Below are 20,335 nucleotides of genomic sequence, written 5' to 3' on the forward strand. Positions count from 1 at the left end.
ATGAAATGGTTTTTACAATGTTTCAAGGGTAAACGGCGGCCCATGGGCCGCCGTTTTTATTACTGTATAATACCGGTACAGGAAACCCTGGCTCCTGCGGCTCCACTGGGTTGCGATGTGAAATCATCCACACCTTGGTGAACGATGACCGCTTTACCCATGATGTCCTTGGTTTCATCGTCGCACCCGATGCACCATTCCTTGGTGGCAAAATCTACGGTGGCATTACCTTCGGCATCGGCCACAAAGTTGCCAATGTCTCCTTTATGGTACCCTTCCTGGGCACCCCATTTTCCGTGGGGTTGGAAGGTTGGGTTCCAATGACCTCCGGTAGACGTTCCATCAGCCGAAGAACAATCAGCCTTCTCGTGGATATGTATGGCGTGTTCACCTTCGGTAAGACCGGTAAGGTGCGCTTTCATGACAACCGTGCCATTTTCTTCGGTAAAGGCTACATCGCCACTTACATTACTGTCACTTTTGGGTTCCATTTTAAACGAAATGGATTTGGTTTCCATTGTTTCAACCACTTGTTCAACGGTTTCCTCTATTTCTTCGGATGTCTCTTCCGCTTCCTTTTTTACTTGTTTGCAGCTAAAGCCAACCATTAGCGCCAGCCCAATTACCACTGCGGGTATTTTTTTCATTAGTGAGAATTTTTAGGTTTAGTCTAAGGTAACCATTATTTAGGGAGGTGTCAATAATTTTCCGATCAATCAACTTAAGGCACCATACGATTTTGTACATAGGACCGTTATAGAAATACCATTTGTGTTGACTATCAACATATAAATTATGACGGTGATCTCTAAGGTTCTAGATTATATCAACTTCTTTGTGTACTGCAAAAAGAAAAAAACTTTTTGTAAAGGATACCGCCGTCTAAGGGAAAACAAAGTAAAGGGATATATTAACCAGAGGGAATACGCAAAATCGCTTCGAAATATCTACAATGCCGTAATTGAACTAGAGTTGGATTATTTTGACATCCGACACATGCGGTTATAATCTCCTATTTTTTAAATCAACTTGTTGATTACCTGAGTCTCGCTGTGTAAGGTTTTGTGCACGGGACATTTATCAGCAATCTGCATGATTCGGGCTTTTTGTTTCTCATCCAAGTCTCCGGTTAATTTAATATCCCGGTAAAAGGTATCAATTTTTGTTCCCTCGCTTTCGCAGTTTTCACAATCTATGGCATGCGTTTTTTCGTAGGAAGTATGCACCTCAATGTTTTCAAGGGGCCAACCTTTGCGTTTAACATACATTTGCACGGTCATGACCGTGCAGGCCGAAAGCCCCGCCGAAACCAGTTCATAGGGAGAAGGGCCAAAATCGTTCCCGCCATAAGATGTGGGCTCATCAGCTGTCATAAAATGGTTTCCAACCTTCATTTGGGTAGTGAAGCCATTGTCACCATCCAAACTTGCCACTACTTGGTGCTCGGTTTTTAAAGGTGTATTTAGGGTGTTCTCAATATCCAGATACCGTGTCGCCCAACCTGCAATAACTTCACCTGCATAGATGGAGTCTTGTTTGTTGGACAATAGGTGGTCGGCACCATCCAATGAGATAAAACTCTTGGGGTGATGTGCAGCAATATAAATATCTTGGGCATTTTTGATTTCTACGGTCAAATCTTGGGGCGAATGAAGAATGAGTATGGGTTTTCTCAGGTTTTTGATGACTTCTATTAGGGATTTGTTTTCCAAATCATCCAAAAACTGTTTTTTGATGGTAAAGTCCCGCCCGCTCAAATTTACAACAGCTTTCCCAGTAGTATTGATTTCTTCTAGATCACTCTTCAATAAATGCTTTACATGAACAGGATTGGATGGAGTTCCTATGGTAGCCACTGCCTTTACCGAAGCAATTTCTGAAGCTGCAAAGATGGAAGCCGCACCACCCAAAGAATGGCCAATGATCAAAGCAGGGGCTTTGTATTTTTCCTTTAGGAAATCTGCCGCAGCAATCAAATCCTGTACATTTCCAGAAAAATTGGTATCCGCAAAATCCCCTTCACTTTCACCAAGTCCGGTAAAGTCAAAACGCAGCACGCCAAAACCTTTTGAGGTCAATGCCCTGCCAATGTGTTTAACCGCCAAGAGATTTTTGGTGCAGGTAAAGCAATGCGCAAAGAGTACAAAGTTGTGCGGTTGTTGGTCCACCGGCAGCTCCAAGCGACCTACCAGTATTTGCCCTTCTTTATTATTGAAAGTTACTTTTTGAATCCCCATATTGCTTTTTTAGGTTGATAAATGAGCAATTGACCCATCCAACATTAGTTCAACGGGGTCAAAAACCACTAACTCTCGTCCTTAGCTTTTTTTGCAAAGACCTTTCTTAAGTCGGGATTAAAAAAGAAACCTATCTGCAAACGGTCATAAACGGCATTGGCAAACTGGTTTCTAAGGTACCCAAACTGAACACTGCTATTCTCCGTAATATGGATGCCCAAAGCACCGTACAAACGGTTTTGTCCAAACAAATCGTCTTGTAGGTTTATGAACAACTCGTCATAAAAATTCAAGAAAAAGGTATCAGTGAGCGGCAAGGTCATTTGGATACGATAGCGGGCCCTGTACTGGGTATCGGTGGTATCCCCTAGTTCCAAAAACCGTTGCTCCAAACGATAGCGGTGTTCAAAAAGGAATTCCCAAACCTTGTTTTTTAATATGAATTGTTCAAATATTCGATGTTCCCTACTATCCAATCCTCCCAAGGGTTCATCAAAAGAACCATCGGTCTTTATGAAACCATAACCAACAGTGGCAATGGCACTCGGGTCTATGTGGTAATTTAATCCGGTACGCAACAGCAGCTGGTTAAAGTTGCTTGTGGTTTCATAATATCGGAATTGTGCTTCGGTATGTATACTGAATCGTTCCGATACCTTATTGGTGCCAAAATACATATACCAAGCCCCCCATTTGTCCTCTCCGGGTTCTTGGGCATTCAAAACTACTATAGCGGTAAGCGCGACCCAAAGGGTCGATATTAATTTTCTTTTTCTTTGCTGCATTAATCTAAACTAAAGGTTTCTGTTTCTTTAAAAGGTGATACATCTATGGCTTCAATGGATTCGCGATAAGGTTTCCATTTTTCATTGAAAAAGGTATTGGTTTTATCCAAAGCCGATTTTAATTCGTCTTCCGCAAAGCGGATGAGTCTTTTTTCTGTTTCAGTGATTCCGGACTGACGGCTACCAACATATGAACCAGCCGTATTGAGCCTTTGCACTACAGAAGGCTCTGGATTTCGGGTAATGCCTTGGCGTTTGTCTTCCTTGCCCAAATATAGGGCTATAACCGAATCTATTTCCTTTACTATGTTCTTTGAAGCTTCAATTTGATCCTTGAACTTTTCCTTGTCCAATTCTTTAAGCTCTTTTTGGAACTTGTTGGCCAAGTTCTTGTTCTCCACCAATTGTTTTACTGCATCTGCAGCAGTTTGTGTATAACCGTCCAATTTTTTTCCAGTGGCATACACTTCATTTATAGATGCCAAGGAAATGTTTAAGCGGGGGTCTGTTTTTACGGTAACAGAGGTGGAATCCTTAAATTGTCCATAATGGGCCACCACTTTATAGGTTCCAGGTTTAACGGTTAATCCGCCCGACTCTCTTGGATTTTTTACAATCGTCCTTGATGGGGAATCAGGAGCTTTTTCATCCAGCCCCCAATAGATTCTATGAAACCCGGCCTTTTTGGGTGTCTTGTATTTTAGGGTTCTGATGAGTTTGTCTCCATCATAAAAATTAAAGAAGATGGAGTCTTTGTTTTTTTCCTTGGTGCTTTCCGAGTTTGAAGCTTCTTCCCCGTTTTCATCTTCTTTTTTGTTGCCAGCGTCTTTTTTAGTAGCCACATCTTTGATGTAGTAGGTAATCATCGCTCCCGATGGTCTATTTTCAGCATTATACAGGGCATCACCACCAAATCGGCTTCCTGTGGGTTGCTGATATGCTGCCAAGTAGGCATCAGGACTGTTGAACAGGCTAATTTCCTTTTGCAAAAGAGCTGTATTGCCCGCCAAAGCACGCAATGGTCTAACATCATCCAGTACCCAAGCGGCCCTACCAAAGGTGCCAATGACCAAATCCTGCTCTCTGGGCTGTAGGACCAAATCTTTGGTGGAAACGGACGGAAAGCCTTTTCCCCATTTTTGCCATTTGGAACCAGCGTTTAGAGAAATGTATAATCCATCATCTGTACCTAAAAACATAAGGTTGGGGTTTTCCGAATCTTCCAAGATGCTAAGTGTATAGCTTTCAACATCATTTTCATCTACAATACGGGTCCATGTTTTTCCGTAATCTTTGGTTCTGTAAGCATACGGAGTGTAGTTGAACCTTCTGTAATCATTGGCGACCAACAAGGCTTCGCCTTTATTTTTTTGCGAGGCTTTTATTTGTGGAATCCAACTGCCTGCGGGTAACCCTTTAATGTTTTTGGTGACATCAACCCAAGTACTACCGCCATTTTGGGTATAGTGTACCTGACCGTCATCCGTACCCACCCATAGCATATCTTTTTCAACGGGTGAGGGTTCTACCACAATAATGGTACAATGGTTTTCAGCCCCTGTGGCATCCATGGTAAGTCCACCACTTTCGCTCTGTTTCTGTTTTTTGGGGTCATTGGTGGTCAGATCAGGGGAAATGACTTCCCATGTGAGTCCCTTATCGGTGGATTTATGTACAAACTGACTTCCAAAGTAGACTGTGCCATTATCAAAGGGGTCTTGGCCAATGGCTGCATTCCAATTGAAACGGAGCATGGTTTCCGGATCTGGATGGGTTGGACGAACGGTGTAGTCGTTTCCTGTTTTCCAATCGTATCGGCGAACATAGCCTTGTTGGCTCATGGCATATCCAAATTGACTGTTGTCTTTATCCGGGACAACATCAAAACCATCTCCAAAGGCAATTTCTTGCCAATAGCTGTTCCGTATACCTTGATCTTTCCAAACATAGGCTGGTCCTCTCCAAGAACCATTATCCTGCATGCCCCCATATACATTGTATGGAAACTCATTATCCACATTAATGTGGTAGAATTGGGCAACGGGCAAATTGCCAATAAAGCGCCAGGTCTTGCCTCCATTTTTGGTGATGTTCAACCCACCGTCATTGCCATCCAACATGAACTGTCCGTTGGTAGGATGTATCCACCAGGCATGGTGGTCAGGGTGCACACCATTGGTAACTCCGTAGGCAGGCATCAATTGGGTAAAATTCTTCCCACCATCCTCAGATACATTTATGTAGGTGAAAACAGAGTAAACACGATTTTCATTCTGGGGGTCTACATAGATTTCGGAGTAATAAAATGGGCGATTGCCAATATCGTTTTTATCATTGATTTTTTCCCATTTGAAACCTCCATCAACCGATCTGTACAATGCATTTTTTTTGGCTTCTACCAATGCATAGACAATATTGGGCTTGTTACGTGCAATGGCAATACCAATCCGGCCCAGTTCGCCTTTGGGCAAACCATCCTCCTCGGTAATCTGTTTCCAAGTGGCCCCTCCATCATGGGTCATGTACAGACCGCTGCCTTCACCTCCTGATTTAAAGAACCACGGGTCGCGTTTATGCTCCCACATGGCCGCAATCAATTTATTCGGATTGGTGGGGTCCATGACCAAATCGGCCACTCCGGTTTTATTATTTACAAAAAGTACCTTCTCCCAAGTCTTTCCACCATCAATAGTTTTAAAAACACCGCGTTCAGGGTGCTCACCCCATGGTGAACCAATGGCCCCAACATAGACTACATCAGGGTTGGTGGGGTCAATAATGACCCTATGAATATGACGGGTTTTCTCTAGCCCCATAGACTTCCAACTTTTTCCACCATCAAGGGATTTGTAGATACCGTATCCACCGTTGAGACTGTTCCGCGGGTTTCCCTCTCCGGTACCTACCCAAATTACGGATGGGTTGGATTGTTGAATGGCAATTGCACCAATGGAGGCAGTAACCTCATTGTCAAATATAGGTTCCCATTTAATCCCTCCCGAAGTCGATTTCCACAGGCCGCCCGAAGCGGTTCCCACATACATGACATCTGGATTGGATAGTTCTACATCAATGGCAGTGACACGACCGCTCATTCCGGCTGGTCCAATGTTCCGAGGCTTCATGTCCTGAAGCAAATCCATTGAAAAATCTTGGGCAAAAAGAGATATTGATGCGAAGAGCATCAACAGGAAAAGAGGCTTTTTCATTTTTAAGGTCAATTAGTCGCCTAAAGATACCAAAAACCCCAAGTGGAATTCTTAAAAGGATGTTAACTGAAGCTGTACAGCAGGGAAACGTGCTCTATTTGAATTGAATGGGCTATTCGTTTTTGTAGATTACCCCATCTTTCATAACAAACCGTACGTGTTGCATCTGTTCAATGTTGACAAGGGGGTTGCCTTCCACGGCTATAAGATCGGCCAAGAAATTGTTTTTGACCCTTCCCAGATTCTCCAAATGAAATACCCTGGCGTTCAACGATGTGGCTGATTGTAGGGCCATGAGGGGCTGCATTCCGTATTGGACCATCAGAACGAGCTCCCTATAATTTTCTCCATGGGGAAATACGCCTACATCACCCCCAAATACAATGTCCACCCCAGATTGTAGGGCCAAGGCAAAGGATTGTTTCTTTTTCGCAATACGGTCTGTATCGGCCTCTTTGCCTTTTTTCCATCCTTTGTACTGCTCAATAGCATCGCCGGCAGCCAAGGTAGGGCATAGGGCCACATTTTTTTCTTTCATCAATTTGAAAATTTCCATAGTGCCCCAATCCCCGTGCTCAATGGTCTCCACGCCGCCCAAGATGGCTTGGCGCATTCCTTCGGGGGTGCCGGCATGGGCTACTACATATTTGCCTGCTGTGGTAGCGGTGGCTACCATGGCATCGATTTCTTCCTGTAAAAAGGTAGGTTGTGGGATTGCGCCTGGGCTCCAACGGTAATCTGCATAAATTTTGATCAGATCTGCACCATTCCCCATTTGATTCCTTACTTCTTTTATTGCTTCATCTCTTCCACTTACGGGTTTGGCACCTAAGGGAACATTTACCCCATCATGAAATCCTTTTGGGCCATAGGCCCCTGTAGCTACGATGGCAGGTCCGGCAACAAGTAATCTAGGTCCGGGGATAATCCCATCATCAATACATTTTTTTAAGTAGACATCGGTATATCCGGCACCTTCCGAACCCAAATCACGCATGGTCGTTACCCCGGCCATTAGGGATTTTTTGGCATGGACGCTCCCCCGGATAGCTCTTTCAACGGGCGATTCCTTTAAAACCTGGTCGTTCCAATCCGTTTCGTTGTAGGGATGAAGCAACAGATGGGAATGCCCTTCGATGAGGCCTGGCATCAGGGTCATCCCTTTGAGTTCCTGTTTGGTGTAGGAACTGCGTTTTTTTAGCTCACTTTCTGGACCTGCATAGGTAATTTTATTATTGGTGACAGCCACCACCCAGTTGGAATGTATTTCTTCACCATCAAATACCCGATCGGGAACCAATAAAACTTGTGCTTTTACGGGGAGAACCAATAAAAACCAGAGTAAAAGGCCTCCAATTTTTGAGCTTGCCGCGATTTTTGGAATAGAATTGATCATTGCGTATGGAGTTAAAATTGAAAAGTGCATCAATCCATGATGGCAGATTTCAATAGTTTTTGTAGCTGGGTTTTGGAGAACACTTGCGTTCCCTTGAATACCATGTAAATACGTTGTGAGTTGCGAATATCTTCCAAAGGATTGTCATCCAAAATCACCAAATCCGATACGTTTCCTTTGGAAACACTACCATAGTTGTTGGATTTATCCAAAAACTGTGCACCATTATAGGCTGATGTACGCAAAGCATCCAAAGGAGAGATTCCATTCTGTACCATGGTTTCCAATTCTTTGTGGAGTGAGAAGCCCGGATAAGTGTACGAGTTGAAGGCACCACTGTCCGAACCCGCCAATAGCTTCACCCCGGCCTGATCTAAGGATTGGGCCAGTTGTCCAAAAAAAGTATCCAGTTCCTTTCGGTTATTTCTGACCTCTTCCGTAGCATTCATGGACCTTGCTATCCTACCTTGATAGGTTTGGATAATACCTTGACCCATGTACGTCAGGTAAGGGTCGTTGGAGTGGTCCACTTCATCCAAATAGCTCAAAGTTTTTCCGATGTGAAGCGTAGGTACCACAAAGACATTGTTATCTTTCAACAGAGTAAAAGTCTTTTGTGCGGTTGAGTCTGAATACGCTTGCATTAGTGCGGGCATGGCATCCCAAAAGCCAATTTCCCCCGATTTAAGCCTTTCGGTTACTTCCTGTTCGTTGCTGGCACAGCCTTTCATGATGTAGTAGAGGTGTTCAATGGCATCCATGCCTGCATCCACGGTTTCCTTTAACGTAACCGTAAAAGGCATATGGCCCGAGACGGTCATACCTCTTTTCTGGGTCTCTTTGATGGCGTTGAGGTAATTCTCTCCCGAAATTCGGCTGTCGTAAAGTTTGACAAAATCAACCTGCAGCTCCTGAAGGGAATCCAAGGCGTTCTTCACATCCTCTTCAGTTTCCACTTCAAGAGAACCCGCCCATGTGGCATTGAGGCCATCAATCTTGGGTCCTGAAGTATAAATGGTGGGTCCCACCAAATCCTCGGAAGCAATCTGTTTTTTCCATTGAATGACGGAAGGCGTAAGATCTCCGCCAGCGTCTCGGACCGTGGTAATACCGTTGGCAATGAACAGTTTTAAAAAGTTTTTGTTGTTGTCTATTAACGAATCACCTCCTCTAAGATGAATATGGTTGTCCCAAAACCCTGGGAGAACAAATTTTCCGGAAGCATCGATAAGGGTATCAGGCTCATAGGCATTCTCTGTACCTGCACTCAGAATTGCCTGGATTTTCCCATCGGAAATAAAGATGTCTTGGTTCTCTAAAGTCCCGGTTTCAAGATGGATGACCTGGGCATTGGTAATGGCCATGTCCACCTTCTGTTTTGTTTTTTTATCCTCACAGGACATGGTAAGTACAAATAATGTAAAAATGCCTATTGTTCTGATAATGTGTTTCATCTTCCCAAGGTTCTGTATTTGATGTTTTGGGCTGACATCCCCACAATTTCTGCTATCCTTTTCTGTCGGGTATCTTCACGTTTGGCCTGATTGAGCCAATACAAATAGCTTTTACGTTGACTGTGGGTGAAGTTTTCAAAATTCTTTTTGGCCTCTTTATTTTGGTTGAATGCCCGTTGAAGGTCTTCGGGCACCACTCCGTTTTCAACATCGTCCAAAGCTGACCAAGAACCATTTTCCTTGGCAACCTGAATGGCAGCAAGACCACTGCTGTGCATTAATTTTTTGGATTTTAGATCCTTAATATGGTCTTTGTTGAGCTTGCTCCATACACTTTTGGGTTTTCTGGGACAAAAATATTGTCTCCGCTTGCCGTCGCCCAAACTTTTCACCGTACTATCTATCCAACCATAACAGAGGGCAACCCTTACAGCTTCTTCCCATCGCATACTTTCCATATGGTGTTCCACCTTGTAGAATATCAAGTGGATACCGTCTGAACTGTCATGGTTTTCATGCAGCCAATCACGCCAATCTGAATCGTTTTGGAAATAATGCTCCGGGAGTTTGCTCAAATCAGATTTTTTTGGTTTCGATATAAAAATTAGGATCAAAAATGAGTTCGTTTCCTTGCAGCGTCTCCGTTTTCCATTCGGCATTTGGAAAGAGCCACTGTTCCTTACCATCAACAAATACGCGAATGGGCATATCAAAATCCTCCACAATGTCCACATACCTATAGGTTATGGAACTTCCCTCTTGTTGGTATTCAAACATGGGAATCATGGTAGTGCGCAGGTATTGGTTGAAGAAGGCGGATAGGTCTTTGTTAGTTTTTTCACTGATGTAGTCCTCAATTTGCTGTGTGGTCACGGTTTTGTGGTAGAATTCAGCATTCAGACCTCTTAAAATTTGCCGCCATAATTCATCGTCCTCTATGAGCTGACGAAGGGTATGCAGCATATTGGCCCCTTTGTAGTACATATCTCCAGAACCTTCTTGGTTTACCCCATAAGTACCTATAATGGGCCTGTCGTTTTGGATGTTGTTTCGGGTTCCCACGACATATTCCGAAGCAGCTTTGGGACCGTAATGGTAATCCAGATAGAGGTTTTCTGAATAGGCCGTAAAGCCTTCATGAATCCACATATCGGCAATATCCTTGTAGGTAATATTGTTGGCAAACCACTCATGACCTGCTTCATGGATAATGATAAAATCGAACTTAAGGCCCCATCCAGAACCGGAAAGGTCTTGCCCCAAATAGCCATTGGTGTATTGGTTTCCATAGGTGACGGAGCTCTGGTGCTCCATGCCCAAATAGGGTACTTCCACCAACTTAAAACCATCTTCGTAAAAAGGGTAGGGGCCAAACCAATGTTCAAATGCTTTGAGCATCATCGGGGTCTGTTTGAACTGTTCTTTGGCCTTTTCCAAATTTTCGGGCAGTACGTAATAATCTACCTCCAAAGTGCCTTTTTCACCTTCGTATTTTTCACCAAAATGAACGTAGTTGCCAATGTTCACATTCACACCATAATTGTTGATGGGATTGGCCACGAACCAGTTGTAGGTCTTAAAATCGACTTCCTCCTCCACGCTTTCAAGTTTTCCATTGGAAACATCCATAAGGTTTTTCGGAACGGTTGCACGGATACGCATACTGTCCACTTCATCGTACATATGGTCTTTGTTGGGCCACCACACACTGGCGCCAAGCCCTTGACAGGATGTGGCCACAAAAGGATTTCCTTTGGTATCTTCTTTCCAGGAAAAACCACCATCCCAAGGGGCTCTCACAGCCTCACGGGGATAACCTGAAAAATGGATTTCGATGGTATTGAACTCTCCAGGAACCTGTTCTTTCTTCAAAGTGATAAAATGTGCATTTCCTTCGGAAGTGACCTCCAACGGTTGGCCATCTTGGGTCACAGATGCTATTTGCATGGGTTGTTGTAAATCAATTTGAAGCACTTTGGCAGCGTTGAGTACTTTATAGCGGACCACATTATGTCCCGAGATGTATTTTTTATCGGGCTCTATTTTTACGTTTAGGTCATAATAATTTAAATCCCACCATTCGCGCTCTGGGGTAATACTCCCCCTAAGGGTGTCTTGGCGGGTGAAATTTTGGGCAGATGCAGTGCAAACTCCCAATACAAGTGCTGATATTATAAAATATTGCTTCATGTTCATACTATAAAAGCCTTATGACTAGACTTACTTTTTATCTAAAAACTTTGTTTGGAAACACAACCGGGCTTTCATGTCCATCTTTGCCAATGGCTGCCACTCCAAAGAAAAAATTGTCAATTACTATGCCGTTTAGCGTATAGGAATCAATGTTGCCAACGTACCTGTAATTGTCCCAAGTGGGGGAAGTGGTATCCCTCCAGTAAATCTTGTACCCCATGGCGCCGTCTACCTTGGACCATTTTAATTTTGCGGCAGGTTCTACCACACCTCCAATTTCAACGGTTTTTGGCGCAGGGGGTGCCCAGGCTATTGATGCCAGATTGATGGCATTTACGGCGGTCAGTTTTTTGGCATATTCAAAATTTACGTGTTCAAGGACATCACCGTAGGCGATACCATCTTCCATACGGATATCCTGATGTTGTTGGGTATAGTTTTCATGGGCCTCCATGATGCGGATTCCGGCAAAACCAGCATCATTAAAGGGTCTATGATGTCCGCCACGGCCAAAACGGTCCAAGCGGTAAACGAGCATGGGATTCATTTCCGGCATATAGGTCTTGGTGGTTTTGTAGACATATCGGGCCAATTGCCGCGAAATACCGTCCACTTCGCCGCCGTAAAAACGTCTAGCCCGTCTTTCTTCCTCGGTTTCGGTTGGGGGAACAGGTTCCGAGAAAATACGAAAATCCCGATTGCTGACCACACCATCCACTCCGGTGATGTTACCGATCATGTCGTTGTTGAAAATGCCAACAATGTCCCAGTTATTTTGCTTTGCATATGCAGCCAAACCTTTACCGCCATAGAGTCCTTGCTCTTCGCCAGAAAGCCCAACGAAGATGATACTACTATCAAACGAATATTTGGAAAGTACCCTTGCAGCTTCAATGGTTCCGGCCATACCACTGGCATTGTCATTGGCCCCTGGCGAATCCGAAGTAAAGTTATTCGGGTCGCTCACCCTGGAATCGATATCGCCGCTCATGATGATAAATCGGTTGGGGTGTTTGGTGCCCCGTTTAATGGCCACGACGTTCACCACCCAAACATCTTTTACAATTCTGGCTCCTTCCCCTTTTTTGACCAAATCTTTTTGGTAGAAGACTTCCAAACAACCATTACAATCGGAAGATATTTTTTCAAACTCTGATTTGATCCATCGCCTTGCAGCACCTATTCCCCTAGTTTGTGAGGTGGTGTCGCTCAAGGTGTGTCTTGTACCAAAATTGACCAAGGTGGTAACATCTTTTTCAATGCGCTCAGCCGAAACTGTATTAATGATATCGTAAAGTCGGGTGTCGTTTTGAGCTGTGCCTATAAATAAGCAAAGTAGTGCAATAAGCAGTAGTGTCTTCTGTTTCATTCTTGATTTGTTGTAAAAAGGGTTCAATGACCAATGATTTCGATAAAAACACCGTCAGGGTCTTGAATCAGGATAAAATTTCTTCCATCGGGTAGTTGTATGGGAGTGTCCCCCAGAAACTTAATGTTGTTTTCGCGAATGCGTTTTATGATGTTTTCTGTGGAGTTTATGAAAAAAGTGGTGTATTGCATGCCATTTTGATCTTGAATATGGTTGTCCATGTCCGTTTTTTCATTTCCGAACGATACTAATTTTAATTCTGTCGCATCTGGACTGTTCTTGAGCTTTAAGATTTTTACCAACAAAGGCTTTCCCCCTGTCAATCCCGAGACTTTCCCGAAAGAACCATCTAAATCCAGTTCGCCGGTTTCTTCCATACCCATGATATTGGTGTAAAAATCGAGGGAGGTTTCAAGGTCCGAGACGACAACACCAATGGAAATGGTCAATTTTTCGTAATTATCCTGGGCTTGGACAGTACTAAAGGTGAGTACTAACATGATGCAGGCAATGTAGTTGATTTTCATGGCGATACGGTTTAAATTTTAAAATGTGAGTCTATGAAAGTAGCAAAAAGACTCATTGTAAAAAAGTGACTTTTACGATTTTTCCATTTTCTACTTCATAGATGGCCACGGCGGTTATCACAGAATCATTTACCGTTACATATTCTTCATCGATTACCTTGTTCCCAATAACTATACGATTCTTGATCTTACAATGAAGGTTGGAGGTGTTTTTAAAGAAGGAGTCATATCTGGTCCTCATTTCCTTTTTGTCTTTGAGGGTAACTTGGTTGGGAAAATTATAAAGGGCAATAGTATCGGAATAGGTATCCATAAAAGCATCAATGTCGCGGGCATTATAAGCGTCCAATTGCTCTTGCACAACGGATTCGGCATCTGCGGTCTGTTGATTGGGAAAAATAAAGGTCATGGAGGTGATGAGCCCACCTTCAACGGTATACAGAGCCACTTGATGCCCCTGTCGACCATCAACCATGGTGATTTCCTCATCGATTACTTTATTTCCTAGGGTTATTCGTTTAACCACCTCAACCTTTGCATTTTTGGTATTGGCGTAGAACCGTTCATAATTGGAGAACATTTTGGCCTTTCCCACATACATGGTGTCGTTGGGAAAACGTTGTGCCAGAACATTTTCTGCATAGCAAGAGACAAACCCATCCAAATCCCGTTTATTGAAGGTATCCACTTGCCTTTGTACGATTTCTTTGGGTGAAATCTCTGTGACCAAGGCCAATCGCGTTCCACTTGGATTTACGGCCATTCGGGATATTTTAAAGACTTGGTCTTTGTCAAAAACCTGGAAATCTTTCCAAGTATCTCCCACTTTTGGATTGTAGAGGGAAATTCGGTTGTCATTGGGAATAAGAAGTGCGCCATTGGGAAGCCAAACCATATCTTCAACGGGGTCGATTAACGTTAAAACAGTATCTGTTACATGATTGGTTACGTTAAGAGATTTGATTTGCCAAAGTTCGTTTTTTGAGGAGCCCTTGCTAATGAAACTTACCAAATCTGTCCCTGGAATTTTATGGAGGGAGCGCCCCACATTTTTGTATACGGTATGTTGGGAGCCATTATCGAGGTCGATCACCACCAAATCCATCCGGTCTGCCACCAATACTGTGCAGACCAAAACATGGTCATTGTACCACACATGATAACCTATCTTTAAGTCGGAAATAGCTTCGGATTCCCCGGTTTTTATATCGTATTCATACAATCTCTGCAATCCATCCAAATCCAACCTAATGGCAGAGATGGCGTTTTCCCCTGGAATTCTCAGTGGGGAGTATTCGCTTCCCGTGGGTGTATTGGTAATCCAAGAAGAGGTGCTTCCTTGATTGATGTTGAATCGCAGGATATCGGTTTGGTCGGCCCTTGTCGAAGAAAACAATACCGTATCATCGTCCCAAAAAGAGGGCTGGTTGTCATATCCATGATTGTTGGATATATTCTTGGGATTGGATAAAGGAGCATTTCCGTTGCTCATGTCAAGGTCAAAAAGGTAGACCTCAGTATTTGCTTGACTGTAACTGTTGAAAGTCATCAGCAAGCATACTAAAAGGTAGAAGTGTTTCATCATGGTTTTGCAAACCGTTTTAAAAGTTCCCGAACCCGTTTAGTGTTTTCAACATGGTATTTGGCCTGGGTCTTTTTTAGTCCCACTTTAACAGTTATGGCCGAGTTGGGGAGTTCTTGGAACATAAATTCATCAGTCCAATCGTCTCCAATGGCAAATACGAAATCATAGTCATCCTCTCCCAGCATGCGCACGGCGGCCCTGCCCTTGTTCACGTTACTACTTTTGACTTCCATCACTTTGTTTCCGTTGAGAACGCTAATATCGTCATTCCCGATAAGACTGGTCAAGACCGTATTGAGTTCCGTGGCCCTTTTTTCACCAAAATCAGGGTCGGTGTTTCGGTAATGCCACGCCATGGAGTAGTTTTTCTCTTCAATAAAAGAGCCAGGGGTCCGATCCACAAAAGATTCCAGTACCGGTTTAATTTTTTCCATCCAATCGCTCTTTACATTTTCCAAGAGTTTAAAGTCTTCACCATCTTTGGAAATCCAAACCCCATGCTCCACGATCATATTGTACTTTTTGGGAAGGAACCACCTGCCAAAGGTCTGTTTATCCCTGCCACTGATCAAGAATAGGGTAGTGTCTTTTTGATTGTGCAATTGGTCCAGTAGAGCGTATAACTCTTCATCGGGCAATGCCTTTTGGGGGTCTTTGTGGAACCCGGCCAAAGTACCATCATAATCCAAGAACAACAGCCGTTTTGAAGAGTCTGAGTACTCCTTAGAGATGGTGTTGAGGTACTCGTTTGTGATTTTTTGGGAAATATAGGCGTGTCCCGCTGTTTTTTTCTGGTTGAGTGCACTCATAAATTCGTTGGCCCACACTTCCACATTGTAACGTTCCAACCGTTTTTGAAGGAAGGTATTTCGGGATTGTTGCTCTTCCAAGGGCATGGTAATGGCCTGATGCAAGGTATCTGCCTGCTGCTCGAAATTATTGGGGTTGATCAAAAGGGCTTCGTTCATCTCATAGGCAGATCCGGCCATTTCACTCAAAATAAGCACCCCTGACTTGTCTGTTCGGGTGGCTATGTATTCCTTTGCCACGAGGTTCATCCCATCTCGAAGTGGGGTAAGCCACGCAATATCACTGGAAGTATACAGGTCGATGAGGTTTTCAAAGGGAAGGGAACGATAAAAATACCAGATAGGGGTCCAGTTTACCGTGGATAGTTCACCATTGATGCGTCCCACCAACTCATCGATTTCTTTTTTCAGCAATTGGTATTGGGGTACATTGGAGCGAGAGGGCACCGCAAGGATGATCAACCGTACCTTTTCCTTGTACTCTGGATATTTGTTGAGAAAATATTCGAAGGCATTGATGCGCTTGGCAATACCTTTACTGTAATCCAAACGGTCTATGGACAGGATCAATTTGGTGTCCGGGGCAGAGGCTTTATGATCGTCCAGCCGTTGTTGTAGATCACTTCTATTGTCTTGCTTTCTTTCAACTTGTACCAAAGCGGCATCTCTAAACTTCTTATAGTCGATTCCCATAGGGAAAGAATCCACTTTGATGACGCGGTTATCCAAATAAATCTCATTGAAGCTTACCTCCAATCCCAGTAGTCTTCGCACAGAACTCAAAAAATGCCTTTCATAGTCGTAGGTGTGGAACCCAATAAGATCGGACCCCAACAAGCCTTCCAATATTTCTTCACGCCAAGGGAGTGTTCTAAAGATCTCGTAGGAAGGAAACGGAATGTGCAAAAAGAATCCAATGGAGGTATTGGGGCGTTTTTCCCTGACCATTTGCGGAACCAGCATCAACTGATAGTCATGTACCCAAATGGTGTCATCCTCATCCGATTTTTCAATGATGGCATCGGCGAATTTCTGGTTCACGGCCTTGTAGGTATTCCAAAAATCCAGTTCAAACTCGGAATACTTCAAAAAATAATGAAATAGGGGCCATACGGTCCTATTGCTGAAACCAAAATAAAAACCGTCCACTTCCTGGGCATTCAGTTTTACCTTGGCACAGCCATTTTCTTTCAAGGCCTTGTCAATGGCATCTTCAAGTTCAGGGGGTGTATCCTCATCCGTGAGGCCAGACCAACCTATCCAAAGGCTTTCACTGCCACTATGCACGGATTTCATTCCGGTGGCCAATCCTCCTACACTGGGGATGGCATTGATGCTTCCATTGTTGATTTGCAATTGAACGGGCAGTCGATTTGAGATTATGATAGTTTTGGCCATAAAAGGGTATTTTTTGACAGGTTTTACTTTTAAGTTTCTTTAAATTTCGGGAAATTCGACTGTAAAAGCAATTCATTCTAAACCTTTTGAGGATAATTAGCCTATGGATAACCTGGATTATGGAATTATTGGAAATTGTAGAAGTGCGGCCTTGATCTCAAAAACGGGCTCGTTGGATTGGTGTTGTCTGCCTCAATTTGATTCCACTTCCGTCTTTGCAAAATTGTTGGATGAGGAAAAAGGAGGGAGTTTTGAGTTTCTTGTGGATGATGCGTATGAAACTCATCAACAATACTATGATAGCACAGCTATATTGATCACACGTTTTTCCCGAGGGGAAGATGTTTTTGAAGTGCATGATTTTATGCCGAGGCACCATAAACACAACAATGGAAAGTATAATGCACCACCAGAGATCATTCGGTATGTAAAGTATGTTTCGGGAAAGCCGAGCTTTAAGGTCAAGTACGACCCCAAACTGGAATACGGGTTGGGGCAGACCGAACATCATGTGAAAAAGGATTTTGTAGCGAGTCTCACCCATAAGTTAAAGTATGATACCCTGTTCCTGTATACTTCGTTCAATAAAAGGGTGGTATTGGAAGAAGAGGAAATCCCATTGAGGGAGGATGGATACTTTATGATTTGCTACAACGAGAAAATTCTTAAGCCCACTACGGAGAAAATGGCCTTGGAGTTGGAGCGGACCAAAGTGTATTGGTTGGATTGGGTGGATAAGACCCCTACCTATAAAAAGTTCAACAAGGAAATCGTACGGAGTGCAATTACCTTGAAGATGCTTACATACGATAAAACGGGGGCGGTTTTGGCCGCCGCCACGACTTCTTTACCCGAAACCATTGGTGAGGTCCGTAATTGGGACTACCGATTCTGTTGGATCAGGGATGCCTCCATGGTAATCAAGGTGGTTTCCGAACTGGGGCATAAGAATTCCGCCAAAAGATACCTGCAGTTTATCATTGACCTTATGCCGGACAAGGATGAAAAACTCCAGATTATGTACGGTATCAATCAAGAAAAGAAACTCACGGAGCAAACCTTGGACCATTTGGATGGATACAAGGGCTCGAAACCCGTTCGTATTGGCAATGCCGCCTATAAGCAAAAGCAAAACGATATTTACGGTATCCTTATGGATGTCATCTATGAGCAGTTGGTGAAATTCAGCAATGACATTGAAAATGTGGAAGAGCTGTGGAGCATCACCAAAGGAATTGTCTGGATCGTAAGCAAACACTGGAGGGAACCGGACAAGGGTATTTGGGAATTCCGAGGAGAAGACAGACATTTTACCTTCTCCAAGGTACTGTGCTGGGTGGCTTTGGACCGGGCCATTAAAGTGGCCAAGATCTTTGGAAAGACCCATAAGATTGAAAAATGGACAGCACTTGAGCAAGAAATTAAAAGAGATATCCATGAAAATGCATGGAACAGTGACATCAATGCCTTTGTGCAATCGTATGGTTCCCGCCACTTGGACGCTTCGGTATTGTTGATGGAACCCTATGGTTTTATCAATGCCCGAGACCCCAAATATGTGAACACGGTGCAGGCCATTGAGGAGGGATTGAGCAATGATGGATTATTGTATCGTTATAAGAATGAGGACGATTTTGGCGAACCCTCATCGTCCTTTACCATTTGTACCTTTTGGTTCATCAACAGCCTCTTTAAAATAGGGGAGGAAGAGAAGGCTTTGGAACTTTTTGAACGTTTGTTGGGCCATAGCAATCATTTGGGACTCTTTAGCGAGGATATTGATTTTAAGACCAAGCGCTTATTGGGTAATTTCCCACAGGCGTATTCCCATTTGGCTTTGATCGAATGTGCCATCAACTTTTCAAGAAAGCAGAGCGAGGAAAAAATATTGGAATCTATAGGGTAGGTTCCGGAGCCATCAATTTTTCGGCTAGGGTTTTGATTTTTTCCAATAGCCACCCCAAATGTTCCATGGTGGTAAAGGGGTTCATTAAACTGGTCCTTAGGTAATGCACGCCCCTTAGTTGGGTCTGGACCATATAAAATTCCCCATCCTCCAATAATTGCTGACGAATGGATTGGTTCAAGCTGTTAAGCTGTTCCAAACTCAGTTGAGGTGCCACATACCGGAAACAGAGGATGTTGGACATGGGTTCAATGGCCAACTCGAAATTAGAATCACTATGTATCAATTGGGCAAATTCTTTTCCTAAATCATACAGTTTGGTCACATTCTGGTCAAAAATGTCGTCCCCGTATAGTTTTAGTAAAATGTACCAATGTAGGCCCATCATGGATTTGGTGCACTCAAAAGTTCTTTTCCCTCCATTATACCAATCTTCCTCATCCGTATGGGTCAATAAGTAGTCCGCTTTTTGGACAAAGGTGGTATGCGAATGAATACCTTCCCGGTATAGAAGTGCCGTGGTAAGGGTAGGCATCATCAGCATTTTGTGTCCATCTATGACCACGGAATCCGATTTTTCAATCCCTGCGAGCAGATGTTTGTATTTTTTAGAGAAAATGGCAGCACCTCCATGGGCACCATCCACATGGAACCACAATCCTTTTTCTTTTGCGAACCGGGCAATGGCCTCCAAATCGTCATAAATGCCGGTCGCGGTGGATGGGGCGCTGCCCACAATCGCAAAAACGTGAACTCCATTTTCCAAGGCTTTGGCGTGGTAATTTTCCAGTTGGGAAGTGTCCATGGTAAAATCCTTTGTAACCGGAACTTTAATGATTCCCTGGTCGCCCAACCCCATGATACGTGCCGCACGGTCCACACAATAATGGGCTTCTTCGCTCACCATGATGCCTAGTTGTTGGGAGCTGCCTTCCGTCCAAACGTTGTGCTTTGCCTTGGCTTTCCGTGCCGATAGCAATGCAGTCAGATTGGCCAGGGTCCCGCCTGATGTCAGCAACCCTCTGGATGTTTCCCCATAACCCACTTTTTTGCAAATATGGTCTGTAATGATACGCTCCATGGCCGTAGGGGACATTCCCATTTCGTAAACAGCCATTCCGTTGTTCAGCAAGGAGGCCAGTAAGCCCGTCAAGGCGGTAATTGGGGCAGGAACCCCCACTTGGTGCCCAATGTATTTGGGATGATGGGTATGGGTGGTTCTTTGTATGACCTTTTCAAAGAAATCATCTGCATTTCCGTTGTTGAAAAAATCCTTCCAAGATTCCAGTTCGGTACTAGGTTCAGCCCAGTCAATAGTCTTTGGGTTTTTCCCTGAAGTGGTGTTGGCGATGTGGTCGGCCAAAAGATCTATCAATCGGTGACCCATTTCCCTAAATTGCCTTTGGTCATAAAGGGATTCCATAGTGTTCCTTTCCATAGGATAAAGGTATACCGTATATGCAACCT

At 43.8% G+C, this 20,335-nt stretch carries 14 protein-coding genes; 1 reads left to right on the plus strand and 13 read right to left on the minus strand.

Features of this window, described 5'->3' with window-relative positions; genetic code table 11:
- Window positions 1-59 precede the first annotated feature (59 nt).
- From EZV76_RS08505 to EZV76_RS08560, 12 genes are all read right to left on the minus strand, one after another.
- Window positions 60-647 carry a superoxide dismutase family protein gene (locus tag EZV76_RS08505; protein ID WP_136566118.1) on the minus strand — a complete coding sequence of 196 codons (588 nt, stop codon included), beginning with the start codon at window positions 645-647 and terminating at the stop codon, window positions 60-62.
- Window positions 648-1,019: 372 nt separating this feature from the next.
- The gene (locus EZV76_RS08510; protein ID WP_136566119.1) at window positions 1,020-2,237 is read right to left on the minus strand and encodes a bifunctional alpha/beta hydrolase/OsmC family protein; all 1,218 of its coding nucleotides are present in this window, start codon (window positions 2,235-2,237) and stop codon (window positions 1,020-1,022) included.
- 68 nt (window positions 2,238-2,305) lie between these two features.
- Window positions 2,306-3,022: a DUF2490 domain-containing protein gene (locus tag EZV76_RS08515; protein WP_136566120.1), complete on the minus strand. Its 717-nt coding sequence runs from the start codon at window positions 3,020-3,022 to the stop codon at window positions 2,306-2,308.
- Window positions 3,022-6,231 carry a WD40/YVTN/BNR-like repeat-containing protein gene (locus tag EZV76_RS08520; RefSeq protein ID WP_136566121.1) on the minus strand — a complete coding sequence of 1,070 codons (3,210 nt, stop codon included), beginning with the start codon at window positions 6,229-6,231 and terminating at the stop codon, window positions 3,022-3,024. The genes EZV76_RS08515 and EZV76_RS08520 overlap by 1 nt, the downstream gene beginning before the upstream one ends.
- A 112-nt stretch (window positions 6,232-6,343) precedes the next feature.
- Entirely contained in the window at window positions 6,344-7,627 is a 1,284-nt protein-coding gene (locus EZV76_RS08525; protein WP_136566122.1) for a metal-dependent hydrolase family protein, read from the minus strand.
- 29 nt (window positions 7,628-7,656) lie between these two features.
- Window positions 7,657-9,081, minus strand: coding sequence for an amidohydrolase family protein (locus EZV76_RS08530; RefSeq protein WP_136566123.1), 1,425 nt, complete (start codon window positions 9,079-9,081; stop codon window positions 7,657-7,659).
- The gene (locus EZV76_RS08535; protein WP_236640892.1) at window positions 9,078-9,656 is read right to left on the minus strand and encodes a YdeI/OmpD-associated family protein; all 579 of its coding nucleotides are present in this window, start codon (window positions 9,654-9,656) and stop codon (window positions 9,078-9,080) included. Before EZV76_RS08535 ends, EZV76_RS08530 begins: the two co-directional genes overlap by 4 nt.
- A 1-nt stretch (window position 9,657) precedes the next feature.
- A complete protein-coding gene (locus EZV76_RS08540) occupies window positions 9,658-11,271 on the minus strand; it encodes a M1 family metallopeptidase (RefSeq protein ID WP_136566125.1) in 1,614 nt (537 codons plus the stop codon).
- A gap of 37 nt (window positions 11,272-11,308) precedes the next feature.
- Complete coding sequence (locus tag EZV76_RS08545; protein WP_136566126.1) at window positions 11,309-12,643, minus strand: M28 family peptidase; 1,335 nt, start codon at window positions 12,641-12,643, stop codon at window positions 11,309-11,311.
- A gap of 23 nt (window positions 12,644-12,666) precedes the next feature.
- Window positions 12,667-13,170 carry a VOC family protein gene (locus EZV76_RS08550; protein WP_136566127.1) on the minus strand — a complete coding sequence of 168 codons (504 nt, stop codon included), beginning with the start codon at window positions 13,168-13,170 and terminating at the stop codon, window positions 12,667-12,669.
- A 52-nt stretch (window positions 13,171-13,222) separates the two neighbouring features.
- Window positions 13,223-14,755 carry a nuclear transport factor 2 family protein gene (locus tag EZV76_RS08555; RefSeq protein WP_136566128.1) on the minus strand — a complete coding sequence of 511 codons (1,533 nt, stop codon included), beginning with the start codon at window positions 14,753-14,755 and terminating at the stop codon, window positions 13,223-13,225.
- Window positions 14,752-16,962, minus strand: a complete 2,211-nt coding sequence (locus EZV76_RS08560) for a bifunctional alpha,alpha-trehalose-phosphate synthase (UDP-forming)/trehalose-phosphatase (RefSeq protein WP_136566129.1) — start codon at window positions 16,960-16,962, stop codon at window positions 14,752-14,754. The genes EZV76_RS08555 and EZV76_RS08560 overlap by 4 nt, the downstream gene beginning before the upstream one ends.
- Before the next feature lie 103 nt (window positions 16,963-17,065).
- Between EZV76_RS08560 and EZV76_RS08565 the strand changes: the two genes are divergently transcribed.
- Entirely contained in the window at window positions 17,066-18,868 is a 1,803-nt protein-coding gene (locus tag EZV76_RS08565; protein ID WP_136566130.1) for a glycoside hydrolase family 15 protein, read from the plus strand.
- On the opposite strand, the gene EZV76_RS08570 is transcribed toward EZV76_RS08565, so the two are convergent.
- Window positions 18,858-20,306 carry a pyridoxal phosphate-dependent decarboxylase family protein gene (locus EZV76_RS08570; protein ID WP_136566131.1) on the minus strand — a complete coding sequence of 483 codons (1,449 nt, stop codon included), beginning with the start codon at window positions 20,304-20,306 and terminating at the stop codon, window positions 18,858-18,860. The genes EZV76_RS08565 and EZV76_RS08570 overlap by 11 nt on opposite strands.
- Window positions 20,307-20,335 lie beyond the last annotated feature (29 nt).

The organism is Flagellimonas alvinocaridis (assembly GCF_004916895.1).
Lineage (GTDB): Bacteria > Bacteroidota > Bacteroidia > Flavobacteriales > Flavobacteriaceae > Flagellimonas > Flagellimonas alvinocaridis.